Origin of the sequence: Haloglycomyces albus DSM 45210 (assembly GCF_000527155.1) — a bacterium.
GTDB classification, from domain to species: Bacteria; Actinomycetota; Actinomycetes; order Mycobacteriales; family Micromonosporaceae; genus Haloglycomyces; species Haloglycomyces albus.
This window is the reverse complement of the sequence record NZ_AZUQ01000001.1, coordinates 2813191-2827621: the sequence shown is the minus strand read 5'-3', so window position 1 is coordinate 2827621 and position 14431 is coordinate 2813191. Positions and strand designations below refer to the sequence as shown.

General features: G+C 61.0%; 17 protein-coding genes. 4 read left to right on the top strand and 13 right to left on the bottom strand.

The window, feature by feature from the left end:
• Window positions 1-41 precede the first annotated feature (41 nt).
• From HALAL_RS0113070 to HALAL_RS0113035, 8 genes are all read right to left on the bottom strand, one after another.
• On the bottom strand, window positions 42-1100 hold the full coding sequence (locus tag HALAL_RS0113070; protein WP_025274429.1) for an SPFH domain-containing protein: 1059 nt from the start codon (window positions 1098-1100) through the stop codon (window positions 42-44).
• 1 nt (window position 1101) lies between these two features.
• Window positions 1102-1533 carry an NfeD family protein gene (locus HALAL_RS0113065; RefSeq protein ID WP_025274428.1) on the bottom strand — a complete coding sequence of 144 codons (432 nt, stop codon included), beginning with the start codon at window positions 1531-1533 and terminating at the stop codon, window positions 1102-1104.
• Window positions 1534-1631: 98 nt separating this feature from the next.
• Window positions 1632-2660 (bottom strand): ferrochelatase, encoded by a 1029-nt coding sequence (locus HALAL_RS0113060; protein ID WP_025274427.1) that lies wholly within the window; start codon window positions 2658-2660, stop codon window positions 1632-1634.
• Between the two features lie 5 nt (window positions 2661-2665).
• Complete coding sequence (gene fabI, locus HALAL_RS0113055) at window positions 2666-3433, bottom strand: enoyl-ACP reductase FabI (protein WP_025274426.1); 768 nt, start codon at window positions 3431-3433, stop codon at window positions 2666-2668.
• A gap of 85 nt (window positions 3434-3518) precedes the next feature.
• Complete coding sequence (gene fabG / locus HALAL_RS0113050; protein WP_025274425.1) at window positions 3519-4223, bottom strand: 3-oxoacyl-ACP reductase FabG; 705 nt, start codon at window positions 4221-4223, stop codon at window positions 3519-3521.
• Between the two features lie 197 nt (window positions 4224-4420).
• On the bottom strand, window positions 4421-5371 hold the full coding sequence (locus HALAL_RS0113045) for a VWA domain-containing protein (RefSeq protein WP_025274424.1): 951 nt from the start codon (window positions 5369-5371) through the stop codon (window positions 4421-4423).
• 11 nt (window positions 5372-5382) lie between these two features.
• A complete protein-coding gene (locus tag HALAL_RS0113040) occupies window positions 5383-6306 on the bottom strand; it encodes a DUF58 domain-containing protein (RefSeq protein WP_029767935.1) in 924 nt (307 codons plus the stop codon).
• Between the two features lie 3 nt (window positions 6307-6309).
• A complete protein-coding gene (locus HALAL_RS0113035; protein ID WP_025274422.1) occupies window positions 6310-7380 on the bottom strand; it encodes an AAA family ATPase in 1071 nt (356 codons plus the stop codon).
• Between the two features lie 254 nt (window positions 7381-7634).
• On the opposite strand from HALAL_RS0113035, the gene HALAL_RS0113025 reads away from it, so the two are divergent.
• From HALAL_RS0113025 to HALAL_RS0113015, 4 genes are read left to right on the top strand one after another with little or no spacing between them, the layout of a single operon-like run.
• Window positions 7635-8282, top strand: a complete 648-nt coding sequence (locus tag HALAL_RS0113025; protein ID WP_025274420.1) for a dienelactone hydrolase family protein — start codon at window positions 7635-7637, stop codon at window positions 8280-8282.
• Between the two features lie 4 nt (window positions 8283-8286).
• Window positions 8287-8520, top strand: a complete 234-nt coding sequence (locus HALAL_RS18235) for a hypothetical protein (RefSeq protein ID WP_211240468.1) — start codon at window positions 8287-8289, stop codon at window positions 8518-8520.
• Complete coding sequence (locus HALAL_RS0113020; RefSeq protein WP_025274419.1) at window positions 8492-9016, top strand: PH domain-containing protein; 525 nt, start codon at window positions 8492-8494, stop codon at window positions 9014-9016. Before HALAL_RS18235 ends, HALAL_RS0113020 begins: the two co-directional genes overlap by 29 nt.
• On the top strand, window positions 9013-10470 hold the full coding sequence (locus HALAL_RS0113015) for a PH domain-containing protein (protein ID WP_025274418.1): 1458 nt from the start codon (window positions 9013-9015) through the stop codon (window positions 10468-10470). Before HALAL_RS0113020 ends, HALAL_RS0113015 begins: the two co-directional genes overlap by 4 nt.
• A 155-nt stretch (window positions 10471-10625) precedes the next feature.
• On the opposite strand, the gene hisG is transcribed toward HALAL_RS0113015, so the two are convergent.
• From hisG to HALAL_RS0112990, 5 genes are all read right to left on the bottom strand, one after another.
• Complete coding sequence (hisG, locus tag HALAL_RS0113010) at window positions 10626-11471, bottom strand: ATP phosphoribosyltransferase (protein WP_025274417.1); 846 nt, start codon at window positions 11469-11471, stop codon at window positions 10626-10628.
• 21 nt (window positions 11472-11492) lie between these two features.
• Window positions 11493-11756, bottom strand: a complete 264-nt coding sequence (locus HALAL_RS0113005; protein WP_025274416.1) for a phosphoribosyl-ATP diphosphatase — start codon at window positions 11754-11756, stop codon at window positions 11493-11495.
• 107 nt (window positions 11757-11863) lie between these two features.
• A complete protein-coding gene (locus HALAL_RS0113000; RefSeq protein ID WP_025274415.1) occupies window positions 11864-13051 on the bottom strand; it encodes a serpin family protein in 1188 nt (395 codons plus the stop codon).
• Between the two features lie 53 nt (window positions 13052-13104).
• Complete coding sequence (gene cutA / locus HALAL_RS0112995) at window positions 13105-13449, bottom strand: divalent-cation tolerance protein CutA (RefSeq protein WP_025274414.1); 345 nt, start codon at window positions 13447-13449, stop codon at window positions 13105-13107.
• 100 nt (window positions 13450-13549) lie between these two features.
• A complete protein-coding gene (locus HALAL_RS0112990) occupies window positions 13550-14218 on the bottom strand; it encodes an O-methyltransferase (RefSeq protein ID WP_025274413.1) in 669 nt (222 codons plus the stop codon).
• Window positions 14219-14431: the final 213 nt, after the last annotated feature.

Below are 14431 nucleotides of genomic sequence, written 5' to 3'. Positions count from 1 at the left end.
CGGGCACCTGTCGGCCCCGGCCACAATCCTCACGGATGACCTTATTCCTCGGGAAGTTCCCGGGATTTGTCCTTCTTCCGCTTTTCACTACTGCTTTCCGCTTCGGCCACTTGACTGGCGGCGCGTTTGGCGGCTTCCAGCGCCTCCTTGGCGGTGTCATCGAAACTGTTCAGGGCCGCCGGATCGACCTCAACTTCCTCGTCACTGGTCTTGGAGTCTCCGTACCCGCCTAGAGCGTTGCCCAAGGCTCCCAGGCTCTTGGTGAGCTCGGCGGGAATGACCCACATCTTGTTGGCGTCACCGGAGGCGATCTGAGGCAGCGTCTGCAGATACTGGTAGGCCAGCAGGCGGTCGGTCGGCTTCGACTGGTGAATGGCGGCGAACACCGTCTGCACCGCTTTGGCCTGACCGTCGGCCTTGAGGACCTCGGAATCACGTTCACCTTTGGCGCGGAGTACCGCGGACTGCTGTTCACCTTCGGCACGCAGAATCTCCGAGGTTTTGACACCTTCGGCGGTCAGGATGGCCGCACGCCGATCACGTTCGGCACGCATCTGCTTTTCCATCGCGTCGCGGATCGAGGCCGGCGGGTCGATGGCCCGCAGTTCTACGCGAGTGACTTTCAAGCCCCACTTGTCGGTGGCTTTGTCCAATTCGGCCGCCAGTCGGGAGTTGATCTCTTCTCGGCTGGTCAAGGTCTTTTCCAGATCCATGGCACCGACGACGTTACGCAGTGTCGTGGTGGTCAACTGCTCCACACCGGACAGATAGTCGTCAATGTTGTAGACGGCGGCGGTGGGGTTGGTGATGACGTAGTACAGCACGGTGTCGATCGACACCATCAGGTTGTCCTCGGTGATCACCGGTTGAGGTGGAAAATTGACCACTCGCTCACGCAGGTCGACCTTGGCGCGCACACTGTCGATAAAGGGCACCAGCACGCGCGGCCCGGGCTCGAGCGTACGACGGTATTTACCTAGCCGCTCGATAACGTAGTTCCACTGTTGCGGAACGATCTTCACTGCTTTGACCAGTACAAGCACCACAAAGACCGCGAGGATGATCCCCACGATTCCAGCTGCGTTCATGAATTCGTCCATTCTAGGTTCTCCATACGATGACGCTTGCGCCCTTGACTTCTACGACGGTAACCTGTTCACCCTCGTCATAGGCGACTTCGGGCTCCAATGGATAGGCGGTCCATCGATCTCCTCCCAATTCGACGATGCCGCCGTCGGCATTCACCTTTTCCAGCACCGTCACGGTGGTTCCCTCGTAGGCTCGGGGGCCGAGCGCAAGCCTGTCAGATCCGCTTTTGACCGCTTTGCGTAGGAATGGCCGCACACCGTAGATTGAGGCGATGGAAGCTCCGGCGAACACCGCGGCCTGAACGGCGACCGGCGCTCCCAAACCCGCCGCGAGCGCGGCGGCGCCCGCTCCCACTGCGATCATGGCCAGCACGAATGTGCCGAGGGTCAACTCGGTTAGTCCCAGAATCACCGCTACGATGATCCAAATTATTGCCCATTCCACATCTATAGTGTCCCTTATTGGAATGGGTTTGCACAGTCGGGGTGCGGCAGCGTTATCGGTCTAGGCCACCTGAATCGGCTGCTCCCCGTCCGGTGCGACTATTCGGTCTTTGGCCGTGGTGGGGCTTGCCGCGCTGGGCAACAGCCTTCTTCGCGGGGGTCCCAGAGAGGTAGTTTCCCAAGGCGGCGTAGCGGCGCCCCCTGGATGCGTTCGGCGGCCAGTTCGGCGAGGGTGTCGCTCAGAGGACCGTCGATGTCGGGGGTGGCGGCACGGGCGTATTCGATGCCTTTTCGCCGCGCCGTGTCGGCTGCTTCGTTGTCCAGGTCCCAGAGCACCTCAATGTGGTCGGAGAGGAATCCGATGGGACAAACTACCACGGAGGTGGTGGTGTCGAGTTCTTCCAGTCGGTCGTTCACGTCGGGTTCCAGCCAGGGCACCGACGGAGGTCCGGAGCGTGATTGCCAGACCACGTCCCAGGGGCCTTTCCACCCGAGAGCGTCGACGACGAGTTGACCGGCTTCGGTTACCTGGTCGGAGTAGCGTGCTCCTTCGGGCCCGGAGTATTCCTCCATGCTCTGTGGTATGGAGTGCGCGGTGAAGACGAGTCGGGTGGTGTCGTCGACGGTGATCGAGTTCAGGGCTTTTTCGATTCCGGGAAGATATCCTTCGATAAACCCGGGGTGGTCGAAGAAGTGCCGTACCTTGTCGATCTGGGGCGCACGCTCTCCCACGGCCGCTCGGGCGGCGGATATGTCGTCGAGGTACTGCCGGCAGGAGGAGTACGAACCGTAGGCGCTGGTGGCGATCGCCAGGGCGTGGCGGACTCCGTCGTTGGCCATTTGGGCGACGGTGTCCACCAGCATGGGATTCCAGTTGCGGTTGCCCCAGTAAACGGGGAGGTGGATATCAAATCGTCGCAGGCTGTCGCGCAATCGGGGTATCAGGTCACGACACCATTGGTTGAGGGGCGAGACGCCATTGAAGTGCCGATAGTGTTCGGCGACTTCCGCCAGCCGCTCGTCGGGGATGCCTCTTCCGCGTGTGACGTTGCGGAGGAAGGGAAGAACGTCGTCGGGTCCTTCCGGGCCCCCGAAGGACAGTAGGAGTATGGCGTCGTAATTCTGCATGTCAGTTAGGCTCCAATCGCGTGGAAACCGCCGTCTACGTGGATCATTTCGCCGGTCGTGGCGGGAAGGAGGTCGGAGAGCAGGACCGCGCAGGCCTTGGCGACCGGTTCGGAGTCGGTCAGGTCCCATTCCAGCGGCGACCGGTTCTTCCATTCCTCCTCGAACTGTTCGAATCCGGGAATGGATTTCGCCGCCATGGTCTTCATCGGGCCTGCCGACACCAGGTTAACGCGGATTCCCTTGGGTCCAAGGTCGCGGGCCAGGTAGCGGTTGACCGATTCGAGTCCGGCTTTGGCGACGCCCATCCAGTCGTATACCGACCAGGCCTTGGTCGCGTCGAAGTCCAGTCCGACGACCGATCCGCCTTCGGTCATCAGGGGTAGTACGGCGGTGGCGAGGGATTTGTAGGAGAAGGTCGACACCTCCATCGCCTTGGCGACGTCTTCCCACGTCGTGTTCAGGAAGTTGCCTCCCAACGCCGTTTCAGGCGCGTAGGCGATCGCGTGGAGGACTCCATCGATGCGATCGGTGTGTTCGCGCAGTTCAGTGGAGAGATTGTCGAGATGCTCGGGGTCGGTGACATCCAGTTCGATGACGGGCGCGGGTTCGGGAAGCTTCTGAGCGATCCGCTTCACGAGTGTGAGGCGTCCGTATCCGGTCAGGATGACCTTGGCTCCCTGTTCCTGTGCGTATTTCGCCACGCCGAACCCGAGGGATTGTTCGGTGATGACACCGGTGATGAGAAGTGTTTTTCCGTCCAGAATTCCCATAATCCTTGCAGCTTTCTACTCACTAAAGTTCCAGACGACACCGCGATGGTGGAGTCTTGGTTTGATGTTCGTCCTGGGACGTTGGGGATTAGTGCCCCATCCCCAGTCCGCCGTCGACGGGGATGATCGCTCCGTTGATATAGCCGGCGTCGTTGCCGGACAGCCATGTCGCGGTGGCGGCGATTTCCTCGGGCTGAGCGAGGCGTTTGGCCGGAATCGTATCGAGGTAGGCCTTCCGCTGATCGTCGCTGAGTTCAGCGGTCATATCGGTTTCCACGAATCCGGGGGCGATCACGTTGGCGGTGATATTGCGTGATCCGAGTTCACGGGTGATCGACCGTGCCAGACCGACCAGTCCGGCTTTGGAGGCGGCGTAGTTGGTCTGACCCGCGTTTCCGAGCATGCCCACGACCGAGGAAATGAAGATCATGCGTCCGAATTTGGCCCGCAACATCTTCGAGGACGCCCGTTTGGCACACCGCCAGGCACCGGTGAGATTGGTGTTGAGCACGTTTTCGAACTGTTCCTCGCTCATGCGCAGGAGCAGAGTGTCGTCGGTGACGCCGGCATTGGCAACCAACACCTCGACCGGACCCAGATCGGCTTCGATCTGTTCAAAGGCCGCATTGACCGAATCGGAGTCGGTGATGTCGCACTGCACGCCGTACAGGCCTTCGGGGGCACCTGATCCACGGTGTGTCACCGCGACACGGTCGCCGTTCTTTTCGAATGCCCGGGCGATGGCGAGGCCGATCCCGCGGTTCCCTCCGGTCACCAATACAGTGCGCGACATTGTCGAATCTCCCTAAAAATCCTTCGTTCGGTCCCGCCCGATGGTATCGGTTTCATGTCAGCCGGTGAAACGTGGTGCCACTGTGGTGGCATGGCACCTTCCGTCCACCTCTACCGACCATGTCACATGACTCGCGCTCACAAAGCCCGGGTGGATCGAGATTCCTCCGACGCCCCTGGACGCCGCGCATAGCAGGATCACGTCAAACGCGAAGACCACCACAGCGACAGGCCGCCCGCGGTGAAGAGCAGAAGCATGGCGACGGCGATGAACCATCGCGAAATGTCTTCGGGAACGGTTTTCTCCCCCAAGGAGGAGCCCATTGACTCGTACACCTCACGCAGTTCCTCCGCGCTGGCGGCCTCATAGGACTTACCTTGAGTCGCTTCGGCCAGCCCTTCGAGAGCCTCGCGGTCGACCGGAACACCCACCATCTGATCGTTGATCTCCACAGTGCCCAGATCGGTTCCGAAGGCCACCGTCGACACCGGGACCCCCGCCTGTTCTGCGGCGGACGCCGCCTGTTCCAGGTTGCGCCCCGTGGTGAGGAATCCATCCGACAGCAGTAGTACATGCGCGGGTGCCAAGGTGTTCTGCCCGTCGTCCGGCGCCTGCTGCACCGCTTGGAGCGAGGAGAACACCGCCTCCCCCGTCGCGGTGGCCTCGGCAAGGTTCAATCCGTTGATCGACCGCGCGAGCTGCGCTCGATCCTGAGTCGGGGGAACGACGATCGATGCGAAACCCGCGAACTGAACCAGACCGACGTTGTACTGTTCGGGCAAATCCTCTACAAAACTGAGCGCCGCGTCCTTGGCCGCGTCGATACGGGTGGGGTCGACGTCTGTGGCGTTCATCGACAGGGACACGTCCATCGCCAGGATGATGGTGGCTCGTTCCTGCTCCTCCTGCTTGTCGATCGCGGGCTTCGCCAATCCGGTGGCCAGCACCGTCAAAGCCACGATCAACAGAGACGCGGGAATATGGCGACGCCAACCCGGAGACCCGGTGACCAGTTTCTGCAGCACGGGGGTATTGGCGAATCGAACCGCGGTCCTGTCGCGGCGGAACTGGGCCCATACGTAGACGGCCGCCAACGCCGCCACCGGGATCAGAGCCAGAAGCCAAACGGGTTCAAGTATGCGTATCACGGGTACCTCTTCTACCTGCGGGCGATCATGTGTCGGCGAGCGGCGATGAACGTCGTCAGCGTGCGCAACCAATCGGTATCGGTGCGCAGTTGAAGATGGGCACAATGCGCGCGTCGGATCGATTCGGCAATCCGCTCACGTTGTGCCCGAGCGGCTTCGGCGTACTTGGCCCGAAACCGCCGCGAACCGGTCTGCACTTCGACGGCTGCGCCGGTCTCCGGGTCGGTGAAGTTGACGACTCCCACGTCCGGTAGAGCCAATTCGACCGGATCCAGCACTTCCACGCAGATGACGTGATGGCGCGCCGCCAGACGCTTCAACTGTACGAACCAGTCGCCGTCATCGAGAAAGTCCGAGATCACCACCGCCAGACCGCGACGTCTGGTGCCACGGCGCGCCGTGTCCAGCAATTCAGACAGATCCGTGTGCGGTTGCGGTGAGAGACGTTCCAAGCGATGCATCACCGCCCGAGCGCCCTTACGGCCATTGTGCGGCGGTATGATTCGCGCCCCTTCGGCCGAGGCGTGAGCGGCCGCGACACGGTTTCCGCCCCGACCAGCGAGATAGGAAAAGGCGATCGCCGCGCGCAGGGCGAGATCGTTTTTAAACAGCTCGGTGGTCCCGAAATCCAGACTCGCCGAATTATCGTAAACCAGCCAGCTTTCCAGCTCCCGATCGGCAATCGTCGTCCGCACGTGTGGAACGGTTGTCCGGGCGGTCACCGACCAGTCCATGCGACGTACATCGTCTCCCGGCCGATAGAGCCGGGACTCCCCCGATTCACTACCCGGCCCCGGCAGCAGCCCCAGGTATTCGCCTTGGAGAAGACCGTCCAAACGATGGGCGATATGAAGATGCAGCCGATTCAACGCCCCGTAGCGCACGGATTGACTCGTACGAGGCGGACGCGGCGATGCTTCACGTTTACGACGCATGTCCTACCAGGCTCCCGGTTGCTGCGGTCGGGGAGAATCGGGCGTGGCCTGCTGCGGCTGAGCGTCTTGCCGCGGAGTCACGCTGGGAGCGGGCACGGCCGACAATATCTGCGCGACGATATCGTCCGCATCGACCTCATCGGCCAGCGCATCGTAGGTGAGCACCAAACGGTGCCGCAGCACCTCGGCGGCAATGGCTTCCAGATCCTGGGGTAGAGCGTAATCGCGCCCGCGAAGCAGAGCGATCGCGCGAGTGGCTCGTACCAGCCCGAGGCTGGCACGTGGACTCGCACCGTATTGGATGAGGTTGTCCAGACCGGTCAAGCCGTGGGTCGCGGGGTGCCGAGTGGCCATGACGATTCGCACCGCGTAATCCACCAACGCATTGTGCACGAAAATGCTGTCGGCGGTCCGTTGCAGGCTCAGCAACTGCTCCGGACCGAGCACGGCTTCGGCCTCGGGAGTGTCGGTACCCATACGGAAGATGATTTCACGTTCCTCGGCGTCACTGGGATAGTCCACCAGAATTTTAAAGAGGAACCGGTCCCGTTGTGCTTCAGGAAGCGGATAGACGCCTTCTTGCTCAATCGGGTTCTGAGTGGCCATCACCAGGAACGGCTGCGGAAGCCGGTGAGATTCCCCGCCAATGTCGATCCGCCCTTCCGCCATGACCTCAAGCATGGCCGACTGGACTTTGGCGGGCGCACGGTTGATCTCGTCGGCGAGGACGAAATTCGTGTACACCGGTCCAAGTTCAACGGCGAAGGTTTCCGACGACTGCTTGTAAATGCGGGTGCCCAGAATGTCGGAGGGCACCAAATCGGGAGTGAACTGAATACGGTTGAATCCGGCTCCGACAACATTGGCGGCCGTTTCCACCGCGAGGGTCTTCGCCACACCGGGCACACCTTCGATCAAGCAGTGTCCCCGGCACAACAAGGCGGCAAAGATGCGCTCGACCAGCGCGTCTTGCCCGACAATGACCTTTTTGATTTCGAACATTGCCTTTTCCAGCAGTGCCGCCTGTTCGGCCGGGGTGGGTGGGGGTGTGGACTCTCCAGTCTGGCTGGCCATGGTTCTCCTCGCGTGGCTGGGATGACTGCTTGTTCGTGACCGGTCAGGCGCTCGCTGGACTCACCCAGCGTGCCGCATCCGTGCTAGGTTCGACGCGCTGCCCGACCAACTGCATCGGTGTGTACTTTAACGGTAATGCAGCGGTGGCCTTCATGCTAACGGCCATTCCCCTCTCCGCTCCCACCGTGTTCGTCAAAACCTTCGGTGGACATTGATATATGAGGAAGACACGTAGCAGGGCTATACTTCGAGTCATGCCGCAACGACGTCAAGCCGTTATCCTGCCGGGGCGTAATTACGGTTCCCAGGGGCCACTGTTCATGTTCTCCCAAGTCGCCCTCCGTTCGCGTGGAGCTCATATCTATCCGATGCGCTGGGAGAACGTCGACTACCTGTGCGCTGATACGGGCTCCCTTATGGAGGGAGTCAACACACAGGTGGAACGTCTCCTGCCCCAGATCGACTTCCTGTCGTCTCCACCTGTTTTGGTGGGCAAATCAATAGGCACGGCCGCGGTGAGTACCGCCGCGCGCTTCGAGCTACCGGCGATCTGGTTCAGTCCACTGCTGACGGAGTACCCCATCGTCCAGGCTCTACGCCGCTGCACGGCCCCCTATCTTCTGGTCGGCGGCACCGAAGACCCCACCTGGGAATCGGCTTTGGTTGACGAACTTCCCGGGGAGATCTGCGAAATCCCCGGCGGGGACCATGGACTGTTTCTCCCGGGACGGCCGTTGACCTCGTCGGCCCACGCGTTGGCCGATATCATAGAGGCAGTAGAGATGTTCCTGGACACGAAGGTCTGGAGGCGTGGATTCTTATCCGAACATCGTCATCGAAGATGTTTCGCAACACTTGCGAACAGCCTGCCGGTCGAAGGGGGAATCGGCGATGCACAATAGTGGCGTGACCCACGAAGTTGAATTGCCTGTATGTTCGGCCCGAGGCTGCCGCCAGAACGCCAAATGGATGTTGGAATGGCGCAATCCCCGTCTACATTCAGTTGATCGCCGCAAATACTGGGCTGCCTGCGACACCCACGAGGACAGCCTGCGCGGTTTTCTTACCTCGCGCAGTTTTCCCTGCCGCACGATAACGCTGGAAGAATACTTTGAGCTCAACGCAGAATCCACCAATTAAAGGCCGTCCCGCCTGGGAGGACTGGCCCGAACCGCTACCGTGGCAACGGCTCGCTCCCGAATTCGTAGCAGTACAATTGATCGCTCAGGCGATCAGCCTTCTCATTCTCATCGTGGTGGCGGTCGTCGGCATTGTGTGGTGGGGTGAATTGCAGTGGCTCTGGTTGGCCGGTGGCCTGTGGACCGCTTGGGCCGCACTGCGAATGTGGATCCAATGGCGCTGGGCGAAGTCATGGCGCTGGGTCGAACGCGACCGCGACATCGTCGTCAAGTACGGGTTGCTGATCCGCCGTCTGAGTATCGTCCCCTACGGCCGCATCCAGTTGGTCGATCTTAAAGCCGGCCCGATCGAACGGATCTTCGGTCTGACCGGAATCACCATTCAAACCGCCGCCATGGGTCGCACGACCGAACTACCGGGACTGCAGCCGGAAGTCGCCGCCGCTCTGAGAGATCGACTCGCCACCAAGGCCGCTGAGGTCAAGGAGGGTCTGTGAGCGATATCCGAGCCTGGTCGGGAGGCGCTAAGACGCGCCTGCATCCGATCACCCCGTATATCAAAGCCGCCCATGTTCTTATCCCGGTCGTATTTCTATTGGTGATCAACCTACCGCTCGGGCAGGAACCCGATATGGGATTCTGGTTCGGTCTCATCGCCAGTGCCGCCTCCGTCATCGGAGGTTTTTTCAGCTGGTATTTCACTGGTTATCGCATTGATTCAGGGCACGATCACACCGACGAGTCGACCGACGACGCTGTGGAGCCAACGGTCGCCTCTCCAGGGTCAGGGCCGGAACTCCAGATTATCGAAGGCGTCCTCACCCGCAAACGTCGCTCCATCCCCATCAGCCGACTGCAGAGTGTGGAGATCGCCCAACCGCTCTTGGCGCGTATGTTCGGGCTCGCTCAGCTCAACCTGGAAGTCGCCGGGGCCTCCAGCACCGAAGCGCCCCTTGCCTACCTGACGCTCGGCGAAGCCCGACACCTGCGCGGAGAACTGCTGGACTTGTCCCGACAAAGACGCCGGACCGGCACCGATCCCGAGGAGGAACCCGAATCGGTTGCCCCAGGCGATGAGGAATCGGCCGGCGAGGAGTACGTCTACCCCATCGCCGTGCCTCCGATCGCACAGGTCCCGAATCGCCGCGTCGTCGGCGCAGCGGCGTTGAAAACGGTTCCCTTCTTCGCCTTTCTCACTCTGGCTACGGCTTTGACTTCCGTCATCAGTGCCGTTCTGTCCGCCACCGTGGTCGCCTTCGTTTCTCTCGGGATCACCGCGGCCGTCGTCGGGTTCTGGGGCATCGTCTGGTTCATGGATTTCAACGAGAACTGGGATTTCGTTCTCACCGAGCAGGACGGCGACCTCCGCACCCGACGTGGACTCCTGCAGAAATACTCCAATACCGTTCCCCTCAACCGAGTCAGCGCACTCCGATTCTCCCTACCCGTCCTCTGGCGTCTCCCCGGCTGGCGCAAGGTGGACGTCACCACCGCTTCGCTCGGAATGCAGGCCAATGTGGCGGGAGGAGCGCCGGTACTTCCTGTCGGGTTGGACGACCAGGCGCGTTGGGTCGCCGCTCACGCACTTCCCGCAGTCGATTTCCAGCACGTCGAACTCAGCGCGATTCCGCGACGCGTATGGTGGCGCAATCCGCTCACCTTCAAAATCCGCGGCTGCGGGCTCAATCCGACCGCATTCGTGGTACGGGAGGGGATCTTTCCTCAAACCACCATGTTCGTCCCCTACGCACGCATTCAAGAAGTACGGATCACGCAAGGGGTCCTACAGCGTTTGCAGGGCGTGGCCAGTGTACGGGCCCGCATCGCCGGATCGGCCTCATTCGATGCCGTAGCGCATCATCGCAACATCGCCGAAGCGGTCGAAATCGCCAATGAACTACGCTCACGAGCCGATCTCGCAGTCGCTCACGAAGCTCCTCGGTTGGGCTGACGCGGGTACAAGAAAAGGCTCTGGCCGCAAAGAAAACGCCAGAGCCTTAATGACCTCGTATCACAGTCTATCGTACCGACCCGAAACCACAATGCCCCCTGATCCGGGATGATTGCCGATCGACACACCCGCACTACGTCAACGGGCAGATGCGCTTAGAGGCGGCAGGCTCCGATATCGGTCGCCAGAATACCCCGTGCCCCAAGTTCATACAGGTCGTCCATGATCTGATGAATCGTGTCGCGCTTACACATGGCCTGCACGGCGACCCAGCCCTCCGAATGCAGCGGGGATACGGTCGGCGATTCGATCCCCGGAGTCAAGTCAACCGCCTTCTCCAGCAACTCCGCCTTCACATCGTAGGCGAGCATGACGTACGTGCGCGCCACTAGAACGCCTTTCAACCGGCGCAGCAGCAATTCAGAGGCCTCGGAATCGTCATTGCCGGCCTTGCGAATCAGCACGGCCTCGGATTTCAGTATGGGAGCTCCAAAGATCTCCAGCCCCGCTTGACGGAGTGTCGTGCCGGTTTCCACCACATCGGCCACCGCGTCGGCCACACCTAGCGCGATCGCGTTCTCCACCGCACCCGCGAGGGACACGATCTCGGCCTCCACGCCTTGTTCCTCCAGGTGGGCTCGTACCACCCCGGCGTATGACGTCGCGATTCGTTTGCCCGCCAAATCACTCGCCGTCGCGGCCATGCCGGGCGCCCCGGCGAAACGGAATGTGGACCGACCGAAACCAAGGCCGATGACTTCCTCCACGTCGGCACCCGAATCCAGTGCCAAGTCGCGCCCGGTAACCCCGATATCGAGATCCCCCGACGCCACATAAGTGGCAATGTCCCCGGGACGCAGGTAAAAGAATTCCACGCCATTGACGGAGTCGACCGCGGTCAGATCCCGGTTGGTACGCCTCTGGCGGTAACCGGCTTCGCGGAACAATTCGTTCGCCCCATCCGATAGGGCGCCTTTATTGGGTAGTGCTACTCGCAGCATGAATCAAGTCGAACTTTCGGTCTAGAGTTTGCGGTAAACGTCTTCGAGGGAGATTCCCTTGGCGATCATCATCACCTGTACGTGGTAAAGAAGCTGGGACATCTCCTCCGCCGCCGCGTCGTCACTCTCGTATTCGGCGGCCATCCAGACCTCGGCAGCTTCCTCCACGACCTTCTTGCCGATACTATGGACTCCGGCGTCCAACGCGGCGACTGTGCCCGAACCAGCGGGGCGTTGTTCGGCTTTGTCAGTCAATTCGTGGTACAGCTGCTCGAAAGTTTTCATACTTCGTCAATCCTTGTTGCTCGGCATTGATGCCGTTACCCAGCCTAGCAATCACCACCCGGTATCACCGAAGCCTCGTGCCGACCGCCACGTTCTGAGACGTCGACCTATTCACCGTCGAAACGCGGTTCGTCGACCCAACCCGCGAGCAACACCAAGCCGGACGGCCGATGTGTGACCACGTATCCGAACGGTCTGTCGAACTTCAACAGCACCCTCTGATGCAGATATCGGTGCGTCGCGGAGCCGACCGCCGAACTCAAAACCATTCCTACGGCCGTCACGCTGGTCGCTTCGAACCCGGTTGCCCCAAAGGTCGCCTGGGATTCCTGCCGGGCCTGCCCGACGAAAAGCGCGTCCGCACACAATCGTGAGAAGTCCGCTCGCTGAGCGTTCGAGGCCGTCGTCAACCCCAGGACGGCGGCATCCTCCAGCAGGTCCAGCCGCTCGGTCAGATCGAACGCCACCGTCTCCACTTCCAGTTTCTGTCCGGTTGCGGGATGGTCTTTTTCGCGTTCCACGACTTCGAACCCGGGACCAACGTCCCCGACGGAGACCGATGAACCCGACCGTCCCCATCCGGAGTCGTCCACACGCCGCACCGCTTCAGAAAGCACAAAGGAGGGAGGCAGCTCCGGCCGACCTATGACGAGCGCGACGTCAACATCGCCTGTTCCCGCCGCAGTCCACTGTGCGAGGTCATCGTCAAAACGGAGGGTGTCGGCATCCGTCAGTACGTCCAAACCCTGGTACGGTCGATCGTTCGCCCAGGGCCCCTGCGAGATCGCCCGACGGTTTGGCTGCAGGGGCTGCTCCCATTCGGTCGCGAGACTGACCGCGGAAGCCAGCATCAGGACCGTGTCCTGGCGCGCCTCTACGGGCATTGAGGTAATTTTACCGTCGGTGCTGTTCCGTACCCACTCATCCATACGGTTTTGGTCGACAGTGGAGTCTCCTGTCAGCGACCGGACCGTGCCGTTGGGAAGAGCCTCAATCCATTCGGGGTCCAAGGCAAGGTTCGACCCCAACCAGGTTGCCAGGGCAACGGATACACGCTCGGATTCGGACATCAGGTCGATGAGTACCGCGACGTCCGCACTGACCGGTTCTTTCCGCAGAGCCTCCACCAGTTCGGTACGCGTCGTTCCGGAGGCCCCCAAAGCCAGCTCCCCCAACAGGGGCCACACCGCCAAGCCCGACGCTACCTTCGGCGCTCGGTGGCGCGAAGCGATCCAATCGGCGCTGAACGAATTGACCGCGTGAACCAATTCGACCGACCACAGCATGCGTTCCATTCCCCTATCTTAGGGGTTCATTCTCCATATATCGCCCGACGCGGCGTGGTCGTTTACAACCGCCCGACCGTGGTGCGGCGAACCCAGTCCGCATATGCGGTGGACCCACCGATGACAGGCAATGCGAGCACACAGGGAACATCGTCGGGATGTTCCTGTTCGATAATGCGCGACACCTCTCCGATCAACGATGCGGCGGTATGCAATCGGACACGGGCCTCCGATTCGTCAACTGTTTCGTTTTCCCATTCGTACATCGCGCGAATGCTGGAATGATGTCCACATGCGATCAGATTGGACTCCAGCAGTTTCTTGGTGATCGCACTGAGGGTGTCGATGTCGGGTCCCGTCACTACGATTTCGCAAATCGCGTCCTCATCACTTGAATACCGGTCCACGGTTTCTCCCTTCGCGCCACACTGTCCGATTCGTTCCTGCCGTGAACACCATACCGTCCAGCGACGGAGTCACGGTGCGACTTAACCGGTGCAAAAGACGCTAGTCGATCACGCGGGCCAAGGAGAATCCGTCATAGCCCTTGACGCCGACCGTCTGCAGTACGGTCGCGTCCAGCCGAGGACAACGGGCCACCTGTTCCAAATACGAACGAACACCCTGGACGCGCGCATCGGCACTCGACGTCACCGCCACCGAACCTCCCCGAACGACGTTATCGGCGACAATGACCGACCCGGGACGGGTCAACTTCAGCGACCACTCCAGATACTGCGGATACGACTCTTTATCCGCGTCGATAAATACCAGGTCAAACGGTTCTTCCTGGGAATCCACCAGCTTCTGCAACGTCTCCAGGGCCGGTGCCACCCGTAGATCCACCAGCCCGGTCAGTCCGGCTTGCGAGACGTTCGATCCCGCTACCTTGGCGTGTTTGGGGTCGACCTCGAGAGTCACCAGATGCCCGTCGGCCGGAAGCGCGCGTGCCATCCATATGGCGCTGTACCCACCCAGGGTACCGATCTCCAATATGCGCTTGGCACCTTGCACACTCGCCAAGAGATGCAAGAACTTTCCTTGCGCCGGCGACACTTGAATAGGAGGCAGTCCAGCCTCCTGCGACGAGGTTTTAGCGCGTTTGAGAGCTTCGTCCTCTTCGATTCCGGTATGTTCGAGGTATTCGTCGACAGCGGTCCATTGGGATTGGCTCATTGTGCTCATCTCTCTTGTCGAGCTGCGGGTCTGACCGAAATCCTACCACCGAGCCAGGCCTATTACCAGTGCTTTTACTGCTGCCACAAGCAAAAACATCCCACAAAGATATCTGTGGAAACCCTCCTGATTCCAGCTCGGTCGGGCGGGGTCGACCATCGCCACTCCACGGCGGCACGCAATACAAGCACCTCCGCCCACCACGCGGAACAA

Excerpts from the sequence above, each read along its gene's own strand:
- HALAL_RS0113070 (WP_025274429.1), bottom strand. The coding sequence starts at position 1,100 with ATGGACGAATTCATGAACGCAGCTGGAATCGTGGGGATCATCCTCGCG.
- HALAL_RS0113060 (WP_025274427.1), bottom strand. The coding sequence starts at position 2,660 with ATGCAGAATTACGACGCCATACTCCTACTGTCCTTCGGGGGCCCGGAA.
- fabG (WP_025274425.1), bottom strand. The coding sequence starts at position 4,223 with ATGTCGCGCACTGTATTGGTGACCGGAGGGAACCGCGGGATCGGCCTC.
- HALAL_RS0113040 (WP_029767935.1), bottom strand. The coding sequence starts at position 6,306 with ATGCGTCGTAAACGTGAAGCATCGCCGCGTCCGCCTCGTACGAGTCAA.
- HALAL_RS0113035 (WP_025274422.1), bottom strand. The coding sequence starts at position 7,380 with ATGGCCAGCCAGACTGGAGAGTCCACACCCCCACCCACCCCGGCCGAA.
- HALAL_RS0113025 (WP_025274420.1), top strand. The coding sequence starts at position 7,635 with ATGCCGCAACGACGTCAAGCCGTTATCCTGCCGGGGCGTAATTACGGT.
- hisG (WP_025274417.1), bottom strand. The coding sequence starts at position 11,471 with ATGCTGCGAGTAGCACTACCCAATAAAGGCGCCCTATCGGATGGGGCG.
- HALAL_RS0113005 (WP_025274416.1), bottom strand. The coding sequence starts at position 11,756 with ATGAAAACTTTCGAGCAGCTGTACCACGAATTGACTGACAAAGCCGAA.
- HALAL_RS0113000 (WP_025274415.1), bottom strand. The coding sequence starts at position 13,051 with ATGGAACGCATGCTGTGGTCGGTCGAATTGGTTCACGCGGTCAATTCG.
- HALAL_RS0112990 (WP_025274413.1), bottom strand. The coding sequence starts at position 14,218 with ATGAGCCAATCCCAATGGACCGCTGTCGACGAATACCTCGAACATACC.